This is a genomic window from Gemella sp. 20925_1_85 (assembly GCF_041433735.1).
Lineage (GTDB): Bacteria > Bacillota > Bacilli > Staphylococcales > Gemellaceae > Gemella.
In genome coordinates this window covers 22,336-41,916 of sequence record NZ_JAPWCC010000015.1, presented here as the reverse complement: position 1 = coordinate 41,916, position 19,581 = coordinate 22,336, and the positions used below count along the sequence as shown (strand labels likewise).

At 30.7% G+C, this 19,581-nt stretch carries 16 protein-coding genes; 12 read left to right on the top strand and 4 right to left on the bottom strand.

Annotated elements, in window-relative coordinates:
• Positions 1-9: 9 nt before the first annotated feature.
• On the top strand, positions 10-807 hold the full coding sequence (pflA, locus tag O3884_RS05865) for a pyruvate formate-lyase-activating protein (protein WP_371452365.1): 798 nt from the start codon (positions 10-12) through the stop codon (positions 805-807).
• Positions 808-930: 123 nt separating this feature from the next.
• Here the strand turns inward: pflA and O3884_RS05860 are convergent, their stop codons facing one another.
• Both O3884_RS05860 and cls read right to left on the bottom strand, forming a co-directional pair.
• Positions 931-1,869 (bottom strand): foldase protein PrsA, encoded by a 939-nt coding sequence (locus O3884_RS05860; RefSeq protein ID WP_371452363.1) that lies wholly within the window; start codon positions 1,867-1,869, stop codon positions 931-933.
• 65 nt (positions 1,870-1,934) lie between these two features.
• A complete protein-coding gene (gene cls / locus O3884_RS05855; RefSeq protein ID WP_371452361.1) occupies positions 1,935-3,452 on the bottom strand; it encodes a cardiolipin synthase in 1,518 nt (505 codons plus the stop codon).
• Between the two features lie 244 nt (positions 3,453-3,696).
• Between cls and O3884_RS05850 the strand changes: the two genes are divergently transcribed.
• The 4 genes from O3884_RS05850 (at position 3,697) to O3884_RS05835 (ending at position 7,812) form a co-directional block, all read left to right on the top strand.
• Entirely contained in the window at positions 3,697-3,852 is a 156-nt protein-coding gene (locus O3884_RS05850; protein WP_003144715.1) for an SE1561 family protein, read from the top strand.
• Between the two features lie 71 nt (positions 3,853-3,923).
• Positions 3,924-5,279 carry a 23S rRNA (uracil(1939)-C(5))-methyltransferase RlmD gene (gene rlmD / locus O3884_RS05845; RefSeq protein ID WP_371452359.1) on the top strand — a complete coding sequence of 452 codons (1,356 nt, stop codon included), beginning with the start codon at positions 3,924-3,926 and terminating at the stop codon, positions 5,277-5,279.
• 21 nt (positions 5,280-5,300) lie between these two features.
• Positions 5,301-7,121 carry an AAA family ATPase gene (locus O3884_RS05840; RefSeq protein ID WP_371452357.1) on the top strand — a complete coding sequence of 607 codons (1,821 nt, stop codon included), beginning with the start codon at positions 5,301-5,303 and terminating at the stop codon, positions 7,119-7,121.
• Between the two features lie 106 nt (positions 7,122-7,227).
• The gene (locus tag O3884_RS05835) at positions 7,228-7,812 is read left to right on the top strand and encodes a uracil-DNA glycosylase family protein (protein ID WP_371452355.1); all 585 of its coding nucleotides are present in this window, start codon (positions 7,228-7,230) and stop codon (positions 7,810-7,812) included.
• A gap of 73 nt (positions 7,813-7,885) precedes the next feature.
• Here O3884_RS05835 and O3884_RS05830 read toward each other — a convergent pair whose 3' ends face one another.
• The gene (locus tag O3884_RS05830; protein ID WP_371452353.1) at positions 7,886-8,167 is read right to left on the bottom strand and encodes a peptidase dimerization domain-containing protein; all 282 of its coding nucleotides are present in this window, start codon (positions 8,165-8,167) and stop codon (positions 7,886-7,888) included.
• 2 nt (positions 8,168-8,169) lie between these two features.
• Complete coding sequence (locus O3884_RS05825; protein WP_371452352.1) at positions 8,170-9,327, bottom strand: M20 metallopeptidase family protein; 1,158 nt, start codon at positions 9,325-9,327, stop codon at positions 8,170-8,172.
• A gap of 208 nt (positions 9,328-9,535) precedes the next feature.
• Between O3884_RS05825 and O3884_RS05820 the strand changes: the two genes are divergently transcribed.
• From O3884_RS05820 to carB, 7 genes are all read left to right on the top strand, one after another.
• Positions 9,536-10,891 carry an ATP-binding cassette domain-containing protein gene (locus O3884_RS05820; protein ID WP_371452350.1) on the top strand — a complete coding sequence of 452 codons (1,356 nt, stop codon included), beginning with the start codon at positions 9,536-9,538 and terminating at the stop codon, positions 10,889-10,891.
• Between the two features lie 509 nt (positions 10,892-11,400).
• Positions 11,401-11,916 carry a YbhB/YbcL family Raf kinase inhibitor-like protein gene (locus O3884_RS05815; protein WP_274459964.1) on the top strand — a complete coding sequence of 172 codons (516 nt, stop codon included), beginning with the start codon at positions 11,401-11,403 and terminating at the stop codon, positions 11,914-11,916.
• Positions 11,917-12,318: 402 nt separating this feature from the next.
• Positions 12,319-12,843 carry a bifunctional pyr operon transcriptional regulator/uracil phosphoribosyltransferase PyrR gene (gene pyrR, locus O3884_RS05810; RefSeq protein WP_371452348.1) on the top strand — a complete coding sequence of 175 codons (525 nt, stop codon included), beginning with the start codon at positions 12,319-12,321 and terminating at the stop codon, positions 12,841-12,843.
• Positions 12,844-13,037: 194 nt separating this feature from the next.
• On the top strand, positions 13,038-13,919 hold the full coding sequence (locus O3884_RS05805; RefSeq protein ID WP_371452346.1) for an aspartate carbamoyltransferase catalytic subunit: 882 nt from the start codon (positions 13,038-13,040) through the stop codon (positions 13,917-13,919).
• A gap of 13 nt (positions 13,920-13,932) precedes the next feature.
• On the top strand, positions 13,933-15,213 hold the full coding sequence (locus O3884_RS05800; protein ID WP_314091313.1) for a dihydroorotase: 1,281 nt from the start codon (positions 13,933-13,935) through the stop codon (positions 15,211-15,213).
• A 31-nt stretch (positions 15,214-15,244) separates the two neighbouring features.
• Complete coding sequence (carA, locus tag O3884_RS05795) at positions 15,245-16,333, top strand: glutamine-hydrolyzing carbamoyl-phosphate synthase small subunit (protein WP_003144720.1); 1,089 nt, start codon at positions 15,245-15,247, stop codon at positions 16,331-16,333.
• A 52-nt stretch (positions 16,334-16,385) separates the two neighbouring features.
• The gene (gene carB, locus O3884_RS05790; protein WP_371452343.1) at positions 16,386-19,562 is read left to right on the top strand and encodes a carbamoyl-phosphate synthase large subunit; all 3,177 of its coding nucleotides are present in this window, start codon (positions 16,386-16,388) and stop codon (positions 19,560-19,562) included.
• The last annotated feature ends 19 nt before the right edge of the window (positions 19,563-19,581 follow it).

Here is a 19,581-nt window from a genome sequence, read left to right as displayed (position 1 = left end):
AAATCGCATATGGAAATGGAAAAAGTAGAAGGAATAGCTATAGAAGAAAAAAAAGAATTGACAGCGAATGTACATTCAGTTGAATCATTTGGTAATGTCGATGGACCAGGGATTAGATATGTGGTATTCTTTCAAGGTTGCATGCTAAGATGCAAATATTGCCATAATCCAGATACTTGGAAGATGCAAAATCCTGATGCTAAAGTTATGACAGTGGATCAATTAACGAAAGAGATAGTGAAATATCGTGATTTCTTTGAGGCTAGTGATGGTGGAGGAGTTACAGTAAGTGGTGGAGAATCGCTACTACAAATTGATTTCATCTTAGAGCTTTTTAGAAAATTAAAGGAATTAGGAATCAATACTTGCGTTGATACTTGTGGTGGTTTTTATGTTAATGCACCAAGTATGAATAAAAAAGTACTAGAATTAATCTCATTAACTGATTTATTCTTAGTCGATATAAAACATATAGACGATGAGCAACACTTGCGTTTAACAAAACGAACAAATAAAAATATTATTCAATTTACTAACTTTTTAAGTGATAATGGTGCAAAAATGTGGATAAGATATGTACTTGTACCGAAATGGACTGATGATGATTATTATCTACAAAAACTTCGTGAATATATAGATACGTTACAAGGGGTTGAACGTGTAGAAGTATTACCATATCATGATATGGCAAAATTCAAGTATAAAGAATTAGGAATTGATTATGAATTAAATGATATTAATCCACCAACAAAAGATCGTATAAAGAATGCTATTGACATCTTAGGTGCAAGAGATGATATAAGTTAAATAATTAATAATGAGTAATTTGAAGTCGTATTATTTAGAAATGACTTTCAAATTACTCTTATTTTTATAAAAAAAATGACTATAAGTATGAGTTCTTATAGTCATCTTTGTGTATTAATATTATTATTGAGCAGAAGCAGTACCTTCTAGCATAGATTTAATATATGCTTCAACATCACTGTTGCTTGATTTTACATTGTACTCTTCAAATAATTTTTTAAGAGCTTTACTAACGATTGTAGTATCTTTCTTAACAGCTTCTTCAGCAGCTTTTTCAGCTAATGCTGGTTTTAATTCTTCGAATGATGAATCTTTTTCATCTAATACTTTAATGATGTGGTATCCAAATGAAGTTTTTACAACATCAGAAGTTTTGTCTTTACTTAATGAATAAGCTGCATCTTTAAATTCTTTAACAAATGAGTTATCTTCTTTAGAAGACCAACCTAAATCTCCACCGTTTGAAGCATTTGCAGTATCATTTGAGTTTTCTTTAGCTAAAGTTGCGAAATCTCCACCATCTTTAAGTTTTTTAAGAACGTCTTCTGCTTTTTTCTTAGCTTCTTCGTCACTTAATCCGTTTGGATTTGATTCACTTTTAACACTTATAAGAATGTGTGCTAGGTGATATTGGTGTTTATTTTTTTCGTAGTTTTCTTTTAATTTATCATCATTTGTACCAGCGTAATCGTTGATTAATAATGTTTGAGCAGCTTTAACTTTTAATCCATCTTTATATTTATCAAGTGTAAATCCTTGTTGTTTTAAAAGTTGTTCGAATTTATCTTTACCACCGTATTGTTCTTGAGCTTTTTGAAGTTGCTCATCGATTGATTTTTGATCAATTTTATTTTTATATTTATCTAAAAGTACTTTTTGAATCATCATACTTGTAGCTGTTTTAGAAAGTTGGCTAGCACCAATACTTTCCACGATATCTTTTTCTGTAACATCTCCTGCTTTACTAGAGATATATTTTGTTCCTCCAGCAGAGCATCCTGCTAATCCTATAACAGAAATACTTAATGCTATAGGTAAAATAGCTTTTTTAAACTTCTTCATTAAAATTTGTCCTCCTATGTATTATACATATGTATTAATATATCATATTTTTTAATATAAAACAACTATAGAATCGGTGATATCAACCTTGCGAACGCTTCTTTAATTTTTATTAGTAAACTTCTTTGTTGATACTTAGAAAATGATATCAGAGTTGAGTTTTCTATATCATTTAAGAATATATCTCTAAATTCTTTTGTGGTTTTATCATCATACATAAATGCATTTAGTTCAAAGTTAAGTTTGAAACTTCTATAATCGAAGTTTGCGCTACCTAGACTTGATAGTTCATCGTCGATAATAATCATTTTAGTATGAATAAATCCATTTTCGTAGATATAAGTTTTTGCTCCTAATTCTGCAAGCTCACCAATAAATGAATATGTGGCCCAATAAACGAAAATGTGATCAGGTTTATTAGGTACCATAATTCTAACATCAATTCCAGATAATATTGCCATCTTTAATGCATCCATAACACTTTCATCAGGAATAAAGTAAGGTGATTGGATGTAGATATATTTTTTTGCTTTTGAAATCATATATAGATAACTATATTTAATTTTTTGAAGTTTATTATCTGGACCACTAGAAACTAACTGAATAGGTAGATAATTATCTACTGCTTTAGCAACGTGTTCAGCCGTTAATTTAAGTTGATCAGTTTTTTTTGTTGTCTGTGAATTCCAATCATCTATGAAACGATATTCTAAAGAACCTACCGCTTCTCCTTCGATTCTAAGGTGAGTATCTCTCCAATAACCAAATTTCTTATCTAATCCTAGGTATTCATCACCAACATTGAATCCCCCCGTATAACCGATATTACCATCGATTGTAACTATTTTTCGGTGGTTTCTGTAATTCATACGGAAATTGATAAGTGGAAATTTAGATTTGAAGAATCTTTTTATTTTAGCGTTGTTTTTTATTAATTGTTTTAACGATGAAATACTTAATTTTCTTGAACCAATATCATCATAAAGAATGTATACATCGACACCTTCTAAAAGTTTTTGTTCTAGAAGACTGAAGAGCTGTTTTCCAATACCATCCTTTTTTAAAATATAATATTGAATATGTATATAGTTTTTGGCGTTTTTTATATCTTCAAAAAGTAATCTGAATTTTTCTTTTCCATCTGTAATAATCTGTATCTTATTTTTTTTAGACAAGAATGATTTATCAGTTTCAAAATTTAATTCTATTAGATTCCTGTGTTTATAAATTACTTGTTCGTTTTTGGTAATTTCATATGGAACAGTTCTTTTTAATAAGTTTTGTTGATATCTAATTTTTTCTTCATCTGAACATGGAAAGATTTTTTCTCTATATATAGGTCGTCCAAATATTAAATAAAGGATAAAACCTAGGTAAGGTATTAAGAATAATACTAATATCCATGCCCAAGATGATGTAGTAGTTTGATACTCTAGAAAAACTATTGAAAATGCCAATAAAGTATTAATAATTAAGAAAATTGTTAACACGATATCAAAATTTATATCATTAAAAATAGAAGTAATATAATAAAAAATACTAGAAATATTAATATTTGATAATTGTAAATTTATATGATTCATAATATAACACTCCTAACTTAATAGTACCTTAAAACGCCTTAAATGTCTAATGATATTATTTACATAAACAATGTGTTCTTTAAGATGATAATAATTTATTTAACACTAAAATGAAAAAAATAGAGTATTTTTGAATAAATACTAAATATTATGCTGATAAAATAATTTATTAATTTTTGTGTTATGAGTTGAATTTTTATGAATTTATATTATAATGGAATAGAGAACAAAAAAGGAGAATGTTATGCCTAATAATATTTTAGAAGAATTAAAAACAAAATTTGAAGATTTTGCAAGCGAGTTAGAAAATATTGAACCTGAAAAAGTTGATTTAACTCAAATTGACAGATTAATTGCATTAGTAGAAGAGTTAGATAACGAAATTAAAACTATAAAATAATAGTAGAATTGGATAAGCTGAAGTGGGAGTGTTTTGCTTTTACTCAGCTTATCTTTATGAATGAGGATACGATGAAAAATAAAAACGGAAAAAGATTAAATGTCTTACTTACAATAAAAAAAATTGGTATTAATGGTGAGGGTATAGGATATTATAAAAAGAAAATTACTTTTGTAAAAGGTGCTTTACCTGATGAGGTTATTGTTTGTGAAATAGTTGAGGAGACACCAAAATACATTATTGGGAAACTTGTTAAAGTAAAAGAACCAAGCCCGCATAGAGTAGAAATTAAACGCGAATATGCAGAAAGTGGAGCATACGGTTTAGCTCATGTTAGTTATGAAAAACAATTAGAATATAAACGTACAATTTTATTAGATGCATTTGATAAGTATTATAGACTGCCAAAACCCGATAAATTAGTACTAAAAACGTTAGCGAGTCCTGTAACAGAAGGGTATCGTAATAAAAATCAATTTCCACTAGCTGTTAGAAATGGGCGAGTTATTGCAGGGTTATATAAAGAAGGTTCTAACGATTTAGTTGAAATTAATGAAGATTTAGCATTACATGAGAATGGTAATAAAATAACAAACTTAGCTAAGAAGTTATTAGGAAAATATAAAGTAGAAATCTCTACAAATAAAAAGAATTATGGTGTGAAATATATTGCAACAAGAACTTCATTCTATAATGGGGATGTTCAAATAACTTTCGTTGCTAATACTGATAAGATTAAGAACATGGATAAGGTCGTTAATGAACTTAAACGTGAAAGAATCGTTAAAAGTATAATACTAAATATCACTAATGACAAAGATCACTTGGTAATGGGAACAGAAAGTGTTACATTGTATGGTTCAGATTATATCGTTGAAAAAATAGGAGATATTAAGTATGAACTTTCAGCTAAGTCATTCTTCCAATTAAACCCACCGGCAACTAAAAAACTTTATGATAAAGTAGTTGAGTTTGCTGCGCTGAAAGAAACAGATGTTGTATTAGATGCGTATTGTGGAGTTGGAACAATCGGACAATATGTTAGCCGTAACTGTAAAGAAGTATATGGTGTTGATATTATTCCAGCTGCGATAGAAGATGCTAATGACAATGTTAAGTTAAACAACCTAAAAAACTGTACTTATGTTGCAGGAGATGCTAATAAAATAGTTCCACGTTGGAAGAAAAAAGGAATCAACTTTGATGTAGCAATAGTAGATCCACCACGTGTAGGTCTTGGACCATTAGCCAAAAACTTATTAGCAGTTGAAGCTAAGAAAATTGTCTATGTGAGCTGTAATCCGTCTACTTTAGCACGTGACTTAAAAGTTTTAACAAGAAAATATAAAATTAGACATATTCAACCAGTAGATATGTTCCCAGGAACAGCGGCAGTTGAAGCGGTAGTTGAATTAATTAGAAAATAGTGAGAAAAAGAGGAGGAAATTATGAAATTAGAAGATTTTAAGCTATATTTAGATAAAATGCTAGATAATAAAGAAGAATCAATTAAGAATTTATGTAATGAAATAAAAGGGAAGATTGAAGCTTTAAATGATATTAATATTAGGGAATTAAAAGTAATTGAAGATATATTAGATAGTAAGAGTAAGAGTTTAAATTCTTGTGAGATTTCCTCGCTAGAAGGATCGGAAGAAAAAATTAATAATTTAGAAAAGGTGCTTAAAGAAATCGTGGAGGAATTCAAAAGGCTAGAATATTTAAAGATTCTAGGGAAAGAAAATACGGTTATTGTAGGTGGAAATGGTTCAGGGAAATCTTCGTTAGTATCATTTTTAAAGGATTCTGATTCTGAAAATATTATAGTTATACCTGCACAAAAGATTATGTTTTTTAGAGGTTCAGGAATAGTTACTAGAGATAAAATTCAAGAAGGACAAAAGAAAAATCTAAATAAAAAATCATTTAATGCTTTATATGAAATTAATAGTAGAATAAATGAAATTTCTGATTTGTTTACTAACCATATAGTGGCAGCAGTTAATTCTCATGTAGAAGTATCACTAGAATATTATGCTAGTGAACAAGAAAATAAAAAAGAATCTGTATATACGAAGTTGTGTGGTATTTGGGAAAAATTATATGGGGATATAAAATTTAAAATTGATCATTATAATTTATGTATAATTCCTGTGAAAAAAGGTGAAGAGTATAATATAAATTATATGAGTGAAGGAGAAAAAGTAGTTATCCTATATATATTAATAGTTTTATTTGCGCCTAGAGAAAGTTATATAATTATTGATGAACCTGAAACTTTTTTGAATTCTTCAATTTATAATAGATTGTGGAATTTATTAGAGAATGAAAGAGATGATTGTACTTTTATTTATGTTTCTCACAATATAAATTTTATTAATTCAAGAAATGTAGAATATTATCATTGGTGCAAAAAATATAATGGAAATTTTAGCTGGGAAATAATAGAAATTCTGAATTCCTTAGAAAATAATATCCCGAAGCCATTGATGATGGAATTAGTAGGAGCAACAAAACCAGTACTATTTTGTGAAGGTGATAAAAGTAGTTTAGATTATAAAGTATATAACTCATTATTTGAAAATAAAATAATTGTTATGCCGGTTGGAGGGCATAAAAAAGTAATAGAATATACAATGGCATATAATAGTTTGAATTTTTTTACTAATAAAGCATTTGGAATTATAGATAAAGATTTTCATTCTTTTGAAAAATTAGAAAAACTTAAGAAAAATAATATATATCATTTACAAGTTAATGAAATTGAATCGCTCTTGATTGTAGAGGATGTCTTGGATTGTGTATTGAATGATGATTATCCTGATGAAAAAGAATCCTTAAAAAATGCATTTGTTAATTCATGTATGGATAATATTGAGAGTAAACGAGAAGAAATACTTAGGAATTTTATTAAATATTTAGTAGATGAAAGAATGAATGAAATAGACACTACTAAGATAAAAAAAGACTTTTCTATTACAGATATAAGACATTATTATAATGAAATTCTTAATGACAAAAAGATTGACGAGAAGATTGAAGAAATAGAGGTAAAGTTAACTCGTATATTTAAAGAAAGAAACTATGAGGAATATTTAGAATATGCTAGTTTTAAAACCTTGACATATCAATTAGCAAATAAAATTTTTAATTTAGATTATAGAAAAATCTCAAGTAATAAGATAAAATTTAATGAAAGTTTAAGAGAAAAATTAAGAGAAAAATATTTTCAAGACTTAACGAATGAACTAAATAGGATAACATGTTAAGATAAATATAAAATTAGACGTATTCAACCAGTAGATATGTTCCCAGGAACAGCGGCAGTTGAAGCGGTAGTTGAATTAGTTAGAAAATAATTTTCAGAGGAAAAATATGGATAGTTTTGAACAATTGAAACAAGAAATAATGGCAGATAGTGATAATAAAAAATACACGGATAAAGGAATTGAACCCTTATTTTCTACGCCAAACACAGCTAAAATATTAATTATAGGTCAAGCACCTGGTATTAAAGCTCAAGAGAGTAAGATTTTCTTCAATGATAAAAGTGGGGTTAAACTTCGCGAGTGGATGGGAATAGATGATGAAATATTTTATAAATCTGGTTTAATAGGTGTAGTTCCAATGGATTTCTATTATCCTGGTAAAGGTAAAAGTGGGGATTTACCACCAAGAAAAGACTTTGCCAAAAAATGGCATGCTAAAGTTTTGGAACTTATGCCTAATCTAGAACTTATTGTTCTTGTGGGGAAATATGCACAAGATTATTACTTGGGAAATGATAAAAAACAGAATCTAACGGAAACTGTATATAATTATAAACAGTACTTGCCACGTTATTTCCCAATTGTTCATCCTTCACCATTGAATTTCCGTTGGCATAATAAAAATCCATGGTTTATTGAAGAAGTAGTACCTGAATTACAAAGAAGGGTGAAGGAAATATTACAGAAATAAATTATTAAAAATAAAGGCTGAGGTAACTTGAAGATTTCTATGAAATCCTGATTTCGAGTTACTCTCAGTCTTTTTAATTTTCTATTATTTCAAATCTAGTCTTCTCACCGTAATATATAAGCAGTGAAGCTAGTATTGATTTCAATTGTTCTAAATTATCTGTTTTTAAGTTAATTTCAGCCTTACCAGAGATTACATTAAAAGCATCACCACTTTTTACAGAGATTATCTCTATGTTTTTATATTTTGTAGTTTTTCTAACAAATTCACCAGCGATAACTGTTGTATCGATGGCTTCATGAGGTTCAGCTCCGTGGCCACCTTTGCCGTAGATAGTAACTAAATATATATTCATATCTATTGTTCCTCCTTAAGATTTTTAATTACATTAGCGGAATCAAAGGCTAGTGTTAAGAATATTGAAGCTGTTTGTTTCATAACTTCTTCTTCGAAATCAAAATTTGGATGATGGTGTGGATATTTAGCGAATGTTGAATTCCCTGCACCTATTAAGAAGAATGCTCCAGGAACTTCTTCAACATAATATGCAAAATCTTCACCGATCATTAACGGTTCAATTTCCAACTGTTTAATATCTGGAAGAATCTTAGAAGTTGCTTTTTGTATTTCTACTGTTCCTTTTTTATGATTTATAAGAGGTGGATAACCTCCGTAGTAGATAAATTCTATATTAGTACCAGAATATTCATTTTCTAAAGCTTCACATAGGTTTTGAAGTTTATTTAATACCATTTTATGAAGTTCTTTATTGAAATGTCTAATAGTTCCGGTAATACTTGCTTCTTTAACAGAACTTTCAAGTTTTCCCAAAGTGATAACTAGTGTTTCTCTTGGCTTAGAAAATCGTGAAACTATTTGTTGAGTCATACTAACAAATTCTGCAGCAATAATATTTGCATTTTCCTTAGTATTGATTTTCACTTCAAATCTATCTGCAGCTGCACACAGTTCACTAAAACTATAGCCTAATGTTCCAAGTGGAAGTGGCGTCCAAAGATGGGCACCGAATATTGCATCAATTCCTTGTAAGCAACCAGCATCTATCATAGGTTTTGCTCCACCTGGAGCTTGTTCTTCTCCGTATTGAAAAACTGCTACAACGTCATGTGGTAGTTCTTTTTGATAATCCATTAAAACTTTACACGTTGCAAGTAATGTAGTTGTATGTCCATCGTGCCCACAAGCATGCATTGCATTAGGAATTGTAGATTTGTAAGGAGTATCTTTTGCATCATTTATAGGTAGAGCATCAAAGTCAGCGCGAAAGGCGATTGTCTTTGAAGAATCTTGTCCTTTTATTCTTGCAACTACACCATTTAAGCCGACGTTTGTTTTAATATTAGTAATACCAATTTTTTCTAAATATTCTTTAATGAATCTCGCTGTATTTTTTTCGTTAAATGAAACTTCAGGATGCATATGCATATAGCGACGAAGTTCAATCATTTCTGGATAAAATTTTTCAAGTTCATCTTGTATAATTTTTTCAATCATAAAAACCTCCGGATTACTTTTATTAATTATAAATACAATTATAGCACAAATATTTTAGTAAATAGAGAATTGTTAAGGAAAATGTTTTCAATTGTTTTTTATTTTTGATATAATATGAGTAAAATAGACACTAGTAAAACTCAATTCGGGGGTGGGAGCATGGATACATTAGATTAATAGAAAGATTTTATTAAAAAGGAGTTAATGTATGCAAATATTTAATATTAAAAACATAGAGTTTGAAAAACAAGGGAAGATATTGTTTAAAATTGAAAAATTGAGTATAAATACTGGTGATATTATTGGGTTAATAGGGAAAAATGGTTCAGGGAAGACAACCTTGTTAAAATATATAGATGACTTGCTCAAAGATGAGAATAACATTTCATCAGAGTTTTTAGAATTTGGGGAGAGTTCTCTTCTTAAAAAAAGTGGTGGAGAAGTTGTTGTAAACAAGATTAGAGGTAGCTTATTATCGAATGTTGAGTTATATTTACTTGACGAGCCATCAACATACTTAGATTATAATAATGCTAATAAAATAGCTAATCTTATAAAAAGAACTCCAGCAACTTTTTGTATTGCTAGTCACGATAGAAATTTCTTAAATAATGTTTGTACAAAGTTATGGATAATTGAAAATAATACCGTGAGAGAATTTAATGGAAATTATCACGAGTACAAATTTCAAGAAGAAATTGAAACTGCTGAGTATGAAGCTGAACTGCAAAAGTACAATAAAGAGGTTAAAAAGATAAAGAAAAGCATCCAAGAGATGAAAGAGGAACAGGGGAAAAAATCTGGAAAGCCAAAGAATATGAGTGGATCAGATTATAGAATTATAAGTGTAAAAAATAAAATTTCAAAAAATAAAAAGAGATTACAGAAAAAAATATCAAGACAAGAAGATAAGTTGCAGGCTAATATTAAACCTAAGCCGTTAAAAGATAAGTATGATATTGAATTTTTAGAGATATTTAAGGAAACTCATAACAAGAGTTTTTGTATTGATCCGAAAAGTTGTGAAATAGATGGTAAAATTCTTTGGACATCACCTGATTTTACTTTTGCTAGTGGTGATAAAATCTTAATTAAAGGAAAAAACGGTTCAGGGAAAACTACTTTTCTGAAATATGTGAAAAAGTCTATTCCTTGTTCTTTGCAAGTAGCATATTTTGAACAAAATAACTTTGATATTTTTAAAGAAGAAAAAACATTGTTTGAGTTTGTGAAAGAATATACTACACTAGATGATATTGAACTTAGAAATATATTAGCTTTACTAAATTTCAGAGGAGATGATATCAATAAGAAGACATCAGTTTTAAGTAAAGGGGAGAAAGTTAAACTTTATTTTGTAAGTTTACTTTTTAGAAAAACAGATGTACTGTTATTAGATGAGATAACTAACTTCTTAGATGTTGTTGCGATAGAAGCGATAGAGAAGATATTAAAGAAATATCCTGGTATACTAATTATGGTCAGTCACGATATGGAATTTATCGATAATGTTGCAACTAAGGTTATAAATATTACAAATAAAGAAGTTTTAAAATTTGAGTAAATTAGAAGTTAATAAAAATATTTAGGAGGACAATTATGATAAAAATTATTATAGCTGCATTCTTAATATTAGGTTTTATTTCAGCTGCGGTTGCTAGTGCTAGATGGAAAGAAAAGGATGAAGAAGAGGAAATGTAGTAAGAAAATCATTGATTAGTCATCAAGGAGAAATTTCACTGATGGGACTAGCTCAGGAGTACAAAGTAAAGAATATAAATAATCGCCTAAATTCTTAACAATCGCCTAAAACTATGGTATATTTAGGAGAAAAACAAAGGGTTTGATTCAAACTTCAAAATTTTTTAAAAGTTTATATGAAACCTCATAGACGTAGTGGTTTATTGATATGTAGATACAACTTTATAAAAGCTTTTTTAGAATCACTCTATTATTTGAGGAATTAATAAGTTTGTCTAGCTTTTTGGCGAGTTTCCTTCACCCTTGACATGTTTATTGAATTTATAATATAATTCATATATTATTTAATTTTATCTGTAAAGGAGATTGAAAATGAAGATTAACTTACCTTTTAATGAAAATATTTTACCTAAACGATTTGGGAAAGAAGCAGAACCTGGTGATGTTATTAAGAATAATCCAGTACGTTCATTTCCGTTTGAGATAACAGAGTTGCCAGAAGGAACAAAGTATGTAGCTATTACATTAATAGACTATGATGCTATTCCAGTTTGTTCGTTCCCATGGATTCATTGGCTTGTCACTGATATAGAGGTAGTGGATAATGAGGTTATTATTCCTGAAAACTATAGTTTAGACTATAAAAATTCTATTAAACAGGGGAAAAATAGTTTTTCTAGTCCACTATTGGGGATGGATTTTACTGAAATTGATTCAATTTTTGTTGGACCAACACCACCTGATAAGGATCATAGATACACAATTGAAGTTTTCGCATTATCAGATAAAACAGGTTTAGAGGATGGTTTTTACTATAATGAATTATTAGATGCAGTGGATTCAATCACATTAGATAGAGCTACTGCTGTTGTTATTGGTCAATTTTAAATTAAGAATTATCATTAACATTTGAACTCAAAGGATTTTTAGAAAAATTGTAGTAAATAATAAAGAAATCTATTAGTATTTTATTATCTAGCTCTTTTTAGGATACTGGGAATGATACCATTGAAGTCTCAACTTAAGTTCTAGTTAAAAAAATAGTTTCAACTTAAATTCCAGTTTTTTATTTGAACTGGAATTTACTTTTGGAATTAACAGAGATGCTTGTTGTCTCTAATAATCTATCATACATTTGACAAATCTCTTATTATGGTATATAATATTGATAATTTGAGTAACACATCTTTAATGTGATCCAGAGAGGTCAGCAAAGATTTATTAATTGGAAAACCAAGTTTATTTATGCTGTCCTGCTCAATAGAGTAGGCTATTTTTTTGAGGTGAAGTATGAAAAAACGAATTCTTTTCGACGAAACAATGATTTCTAGAATGATTACTAGAATTGCTAATGAAATTATCGAACAAAATAAATTAGATGATATTGTTTTAGTAGGTATTCAAACTAGAGGGGTTCATATCGCCAAAAGATTGAAACAAAAAATCAAAGAAATTGAAAATACTAATATTCCAGTAGAAACACTTGATATAAAATTTTATCGTGATGATTTAGAAAAAATAAGTGAAGAACCTGAAATAAAAGTTCCGCGTTTTAAACTTGATTTGACAAACAAAGTTGTAATTATTGTAGATGATGTTCTTTATACAGGAAGAACTGTAAGAGCAGCGATAGATGCTATTATTGATGCAAGTCGTCCAAAAGCAATTCGCCTTGCGATTCTTGTAGATAGAGGACATAGAGAACTGCCGATTAGAGCAGATCATATTGGAAAAAATATTCCTACTTCAAAAAAAGAAAATGTAAAAGTTCATTTGAATGAAGTAGACGATGTTGAAGAAATATTATTAATTTAAATATAAAATCTTTTTAAGGTAGTCCAGAGAGGCTAACAAGGGATTGAATTTAAAGTTTATACTTTATTTGAGTATAGCTATATTTAGGTATAACTATGCCCAGATAAAAACTTGAATTTAATAGTTGATGAACAGTCATACCTTGTAGCCAAATGGATACAAGGTATTTTTTTATACAAAATGGAGGAACTACTATGAGAAATATAGTAAAAATGTCGGATTTAACAAATGAAGAAGTTTATCAACTGATAGAAAGAGCTTTAGAATTGAAGAATGGTAAGCAAGTAGAGCCGAGAGAAGACCTATATGTAGCGAACTTATTCTTTGAAAACTCAACTAGAACGAAACATAGTTTTGAAGTAGCTGAGCATAAACACAGATTGAATGTAATTAATTTTGAAGTAGCAACTTCATCGGTAAATAAAGGTGAAACTTTATACGACACTTGTAAAACATTAGAGATGTTAGGTTGCAATATGTTGGTTATCAGACATAGTCAAGATGCGTACTACAATGAACTGACTAACTTAAATATTCCGATTTTAAGTGGAGGAGACGGTAGTGGAGAACATCCAAGCCAATGTTTACTTGACTTAATGACAATGTATGAGAAATTTGGAACGTTCGAAAATCTTAATGTAATTATCGCAGGAGATATAAAAAATTCTCGTGTAGCAAGAAGTAATTACAACATGCTTACAAGATTAGGAGCAAGAGTAAGATTTGTTTGTCCTGATATTTTCAAAGACGAGACACTTGGAGAAGTAGTAGACTTCGATAAAGTAGTTGGAGAAGTTGATGTTTGTATGTTGCTAAGAGTCCAACATGAAAGACATGACTCTAAAATGGGACTAAGTAAAGATGAATATCATAATAACTTTGGATTAACTAAAGAGCGCTATGAAAGATTAAAAGAATCAGCAATAGTTATGCATCCGGCACCTGTTAATAGAGATATGGAAATAGCTTCGGAACTAGTTGAAGCACCTAAATCAGTAATCTTTGAACAGATGAAAAATGGGATGTTCATGAGACAGGCAATGATAGAAAAAATAATTAAAGATAATAATTTATAAAGAGGAGAAGCATATGTTACTTTTAAAAAACGGTAAAATTTTAGAAAATGGTGTATTAGTAGAAAGAGATATTTTAGTTGATGATAAAAAAATCGTAAAAATCTCTGAGAATATCGAAGAGAGTGGAGCTAAGGTATTAGACTTAGAAGGGAAATTCGTTTCACCAGGATTTATAGATGTTCACGTACACTGGAGAGAACCAGGATTTGAATATAAAGAAAACATTTACCATGCTTCAAGAGCGGCAGCTCGTGGTGGATTTACTACAGCGATGCCTATGCCAAACTTAAATCCAGTACCAGATAACTATGAGAACCTAAAATTACAACTAGATATTATCGAACGCGATTCAGTAATTAGAGCAATACCATTTGGAGCTATAACAAAAGGTGAAGAAGGAAAAGAATATGCTGATTTCGAAGAATTAGCTGAGCATGTGTTTGCCTTTAGTGATGACGGTAGAGGAGTACAGGATGCTAACATGATGTATGAATCTATGATGGTTGCTGCTAAATTAAATAAAGCAATCGTAGCTCACTGTGAAGATAACTCATTAATCCGCGGAGGATGTATGCACTGTGGACGTAGAAGTCGTGAATTAGATTTACCAGGAATCCCTTCAGTATGTGAAAGTGTTCAGATTGCACGTGATGTTCTTCTAGCTGAAGCAGCAGGCTGTCACTACCATGTTTGTCACGTATCTACTAAAGAATCAGTAAGGGTAGTAAGAGAAGCGAAGGCAGCAGGAATTAAAGTAACTTGTGAAGTATGTCCTCACCACCTAATAAGTGATGAAATGGATATTCCAGAAGATAACGGAATGTGGAAGATGAATCCACCGCTAAGAGCACGTGAAGATAGAAATGCTCTAATTGCTGGTTTATTAGATGGAACAATCGACGTTATAGCAACAGATCACGCACCACACGCTACTCATGAGAAAGACTTATCTATGAGAAAAGCTGCATTTGGAATTGTTGGAAGTGAAACAGCATTCAGCCAACTTTATACAAAATTTGTAAAAACAGGAGTATTCTCACTAGACTTACTAGTTAAATTGATGACTGAAAAAGTCGCAGATACTTTCGATTTACCATATGGACGTTTAGAAGAAGGTGGTTTTGCAGACTTAGTAGTAATCGACTTAGAAAAATCACTAAAAATTGATCCGGAAAAATTCTTATCTAAAGGTAGAAATACACCGTACGTAGGAGAAGAAATTTATGGAATACCAGTACTAACACTATGTGAAGGTCAAGTTGCATACAAAGATAGTGAAGTATTTGAAGTTTAAAAAATAAAAAACTTAGAAAGAGAGAACAAAGATGTACAGTTACGATAGACAACTAATTTTAGAAGATGGAACAGTATATAAAGGATATGGATTCGGTGCTAACAAAGCACTAGCAGGAGAGGTAGTGTTTAACACAGGTATGACAGGCTATCAAGAAACACTTTCTGATCCATCATACAATGGACAAATAGTAACATTCACTTATCCATTAATCGGAAATTACGGAATCAACAGAGATGATTTTGAGACAATTAATCCTAGTATTAAAGGACTTATCGTTAGGGAAGTTTGTAAAAAACCTTCTAACTTTAGAACAGAATACAGTTTAGATGAGGTATTAAAAGAGCTTAACATTCCAGGGATTTCTGGAATTGATACACGTAGTTTAACAAGAAAAATAAGAGAACACGGTACAATCAAAGGAATAATTACTGACCTTTGCATGGATCCGGAAGAACAATTAGAAAATCTTAGAAAAACTGACTTACCAACGAACCAAATTGAACAAGTTTCAACGCAAAAAGCTTTCTTATCTTCAGGAAATGGATATAGAGTAGTACTAGTAGACTTTGGTATGAAATCAGGAATACTAAGAGAACTTAATGAACGTAATTGTGATATCGTTGTTGTACCTCATAATGTAACTGCTGCAGAAATCTTCAGACTTAATCCAGATGGAATTATGTTAAGTAATGGACCTGGAGATCCAGAAGATGTACCAGAAACAATTGAGATGCTTAAAGAAGTTATGCCGAAAATTCCAGTTTTTGGAATTTGTATGGGACACCAACTTATTGCATTAGCATCAGGAGCGAAAACATACAAACTTAAATTTGGTCACCGTGGAGCTAACCACCCAGTTAAAAACTTAATAACTGGAAAAGTTGATATTACTTCACAAAACCATGGTTTCAGTGTTGATATCGAATCATTAAAAGATACAGATTTAGAGCTTACACACTTATCAGTGAATGATAAAACATGTGAAGGAGTACGTCATAAAAAATACCCAGTATTTTCAGTACAATATCACCCAGAAGCATCACCAGGACCACACGATCCTAACTACTTATTCGATCAGTTTATAGATTATATGAGAGAATTTAAAGAAAACAAATAGGAAATAACCTGAGAAATTATAGAGTATCGATGCAAAATTAAGGAGAATAAAAATGCCAAAACGTAATGATATAAAAACAATACTAGTAATAGGATCTGGACCAATTACAATAGGTCAAGCAGCAGAGTTTGACTATGCTGGGACTCAAGCGTGTCTGTCTTTAAGAGAAGAAGGGTATGAAGTTATCTTAGTTAACTCTAACCCAGCAACAATAATGACTGATAAAGAAATTGCAGATAAAGTTTACATGGAACCTTTAACTCTTGAGTTTGTAAGTAAAATTATCAGAAAAGAAAGACCTGATGCATTACTTCCAACATTAGGAGGACAAGTGGGTCTTAACCTTGCAGTAGAGCTTCACAAAAGTGGAATCTTAGATAAATACGGAGTTGAATTACTAGGAACGAAATTAAGTTCAATTGAACAAGCAGAGGATAGAGAATTATTCCGTGATCTTATGAATGAACTTAATGAACCAGTTCCAGAATCAGCGATTATTACAACTTTAGATGAAGCGAGAGAATTTGTTGCTGAAATAGGATATCCTGTAATCGTTCGTCCTGCCTTCACTATGGGAGGAACAGGTGGAGGTATCTGTTACAACGAGAAAGATTTAGAAGAAATCGTAAGTAGTGGATTACACTATTCACCAGTTACTCAATGTTTATTAGAAAAATCTATCGCTGGATTTAAAGAAATTGAATACGAAGTAATGCGTGACTCTAACGATACAGCGATTGTTGTATGTAACATGGAAAACATTGACCCTGTTGGGATTCACACAGGGGATTCAGTAGTAGTAGCACCTTCTCAAACATTAACAGACAGAGAGTACCACATGCTACGTAATGTATCATTAAAAATTATTAGAGCTTTAAAAATTGAAGGTGGATGTAACGTACAACTTGCACTTGATCCAGATTCATTCAAATACTATATTATCGAAGTTAATCCAAGGGTATCACGTTCATCAGCTTTAGCATCAAAAGCTACAGGATATCCGATTGCGAAAATTGCAGCGAAAATTGCTGTAGGATTAACTCTTGATGAAATTATAAACCCAGTTACACAAAATTCGTATGCTTGTTTCGAACCAACACTTGACTATGTAGTAAGTAAAATCCCACGTTTCCCATTTGATAAATTTGAAAATGCGGATAGAAAATTAGGAACACAAATGAAAGCTACTGGTGAAGTAATGGCGATGGGTAGAACTTATGAAGAAAGTTTACTAAAAGCTATTCGTTCATTAGAATATGGTGTGCACCACCTTGGACTACCTAATGGAGATGATTTCACATTAGAAGAAATTATTGACAAGATTAAACAAGCCGGAGATGAAAGATTATTCTTTATTGGAGAAGCTTTAAGACGCGGACAAAGCACAAAAGATATTCACGATATTACAAAAATTGACATGTTCTTCCTAGAGAAAATGCAAAATATCATCGATATTGAGCATGAATTAAAAGACAATGTAGGAAATATAGATTTACTAGAATATGCTAAAAAATACGGATTCTCTGATAAGGTAATTGCCCACAGATGGGGAGTGACAGAAGATGATATCTACAACCTTCGTCAAGAAAACAAAATAACACCAGTATTCAAAATGGTTGATACATGTGCAGCTGAGTTTGTTTCAGAAACACCATACTTCTATTCAAGTTATGAACAAGAGGAAGAATCAATCGTTAGCGATAAGAAAAAAATTGTTGTACTAGGATCTGGTCCTATCCGAATCGGACAAGGTGTAGAGTTCGACTATGCTACGGTTCATGCGGTAATGGCGATTAAAGATGCAGGTTATGAGGCAATCATTGTTAATAACAACCCAGAAACAGTTTCTACAGATTTTACAATTTCTGATAAACTGTACTTTGAGCCATTAACTGAAGAAGATGTGATGGCGATAATTAATCATGAAAATCCACTAGGAGTTGTAGTGCAATTCGGTGGACAAACAGCGATTAACCTAGCAGCTAAATTAGAAAAACATGGTGTGAAAATTCTAGGTACAGCTTTAGAAGAAATCGATAATGCAGAAGATAGAGATAAATTTGAAGAATTATTACATAAACTAGACATTCCACAACCACTTGGGAAAACTGCATTTGATGTAGAAACAGCAGTTAAAAATGCAGAAGAAATTGGATACCCTGTATTAGTAAGACCATCATACGTACTAGGTGGACGAGCTATGGAAATAGTTTATGAAGAAGCTGAATTACGTCGTTATATGAAGACAGCTGTAAAACTTACACCAGAACACCCAGTATTAACTGACAGATATTTAGTAGGTCGTGAGATAGAAGTAGATGCTATTAGTGATGGAGAAACAGTAATTATTCCAGGTATTATGGAGCACATCGAAAGAGCAGGGGTTCACTCAGGTGACTCAATAGCGGTATATCCACCTCAAACACTGACAGAAGGTGAAAAAGCTAAGTTAATAGAATATACAATTAAATTAGCAAAAGGATTAAACATCGTTGGATTATTAAATATTCAATATGTAATAAGTAAAGGTGAAGTATTCGTACTAGAAGTTAACCCACGAAGCTCAAGAACTGTACCATTCTTAAGTAAAATCACAGGAGTTCCAATGGCGAAACTTGCTGCTGGAGCTATCATTGGAGAAACTTTAAAATCTAAAGGATATGAAACTGGATTATTACCAGAAGCACAGAATGTGTATACTAAAGTACCGGTATTTAGTTTCCAAAAACTAAAAGATGTTGATACTACTCTTGGACCTGAGATGAAATCAACTGGAGAAGTAATGGGAAGTGATAGAACTCTAGAAAAATCACTTTATAAAGGACTTCTTGCAGCAGGAATCAAGGTAAGTGATCAAGGAAATATCTTATTCACAATTAGTGATGATGATAAAGAAGAAGCATTAAATATAGCAAAACGATTCTTCGACTTAGGATACAACTTATTAGCTACAGAAGGAACAGCTAAGTACCTAGATGAACACGGATTAAGAGTTACTCCAGTAGGAAAAATTAATCAAAGTGATTACAGTGTACTTGATGCTATATATAATGGAGATGTGGATGTAGTAGTAAATACTACTTCAAAAGATAAAGATGTAACAAAAGACGGATTCAAGATTCGCCGTGTAGCGAGTGAACAAGAGGTTGTATGTTTAACATCATTAGATACAGCAGATGCGCTACTAAAAGTTTTAGAATCAATCTCATTTGATATATTACCACTATAAAATAAAAAATGATGAAGAA

Bases quoted from the DNA above. Each gene is read 5' to 3' on its own strand.
- pflA (WP_371452365.1), top strand. From the start codon at position 10: ATGGAAATGGAAAAAGTAGAAGGAATAGCTATAGAAGAAAAAAAAGAA.
- O3884_RS05860 (WP_371452363.1), bottom strand. From the start codon at position 1,869: ATGAAGAAGTTTAAAAAAGCTATTTTACCTATAGCATTAAGTATTTCT.
- cls (WP_371452361.1), bottom strand. From the start codon at position 3,452: ATGAATCATATAAATTTACAATTATCAAATATTAATATTTCTAGTATT.
- O3884_RS05850 (WP_003144715.1), top strand. From the start codon at position 3,697: ATGCCTAATAATATTTTAGAAGAATTAAAAACAAAATTTGAAGATTTT.
- rlmD (WP_371452359.1), top strand. From the start codon at position 3,924: ATGAAAAATAAAAACGGAAAAAGATTAAATGTCTTACTTACAATAAAA.
- O3884_RS05840 (WP_371452357.1), top strand. From the start codon at position 5,301: ATGAAATTAGAAGATTTTAAGCTATATTTAGATAAAATGCTAGATAAT.
- O3884_RS05835 (WP_371452355.1), top strand. From the start codon at position 7,228: ATGGATAGTTTTGAACAATTGAAACAAGAAATAATGGCAGATAGTGAT.
- O3884_RS05830 (WP_371452353.1), bottom strand. From the start codon at position 8,167: ATGAATATATATTTAGTTACTATCTACGGCAAAGGTGGCCACGGAGCT.
- O3884_RS05825 (WP_371452352.1), bottom strand. From the start codon at position 9,327: ATGATTGAAAAAATTATACAAGATGAACTTGAAAAATTTTATCCAGAA.
- O3884_RS05820 (WP_371452350.1), top strand. From the start codon at position 9,536: ATGCAAATATTTAATATTAAAAACATAGAGTTTGAAAAACAAGGGAAG.
- O3884_RS05815 (WP_274459964.1), top strand. From the start codon at position 11,401: ATGAAGATTAACTTACCTTTTAATGAAAATATTTTACCTAAACGATTT.
- pyrR (WP_371452348.1), top strand. From the start codon at position 12,319: ATGAAAAAACGAATTCTTTTCGACGAAACAATGATTTCTAGAATGATT.
- O3884_RS05805 (WP_371452346.1), top strand. From the start codon at position 13,038: ATGAGAAATATAGTAAAAATGTCGGATTTAACAAATGAAGAAGTTTAT.
- O3884_RS05800 (WP_314091313.1), top strand. From the start codon at position 13,933: ATGTTACTTTTAAAAAACGGTAAAATTTTAGAAAATGGTGTATTAGTA.
- carA (WP_003144720.1), top strand. From the start codon at position 15,245: ATGTACAGTTACGATAGACAACTAATTTTAGAAGATGGAACAGTATAT.
- carB (WP_371452343.1), top strand. From the start codon at position 16,386: ATGCCAAAACGTAATGATATAAAAACAATACTAGTAATAGGATCTGGA.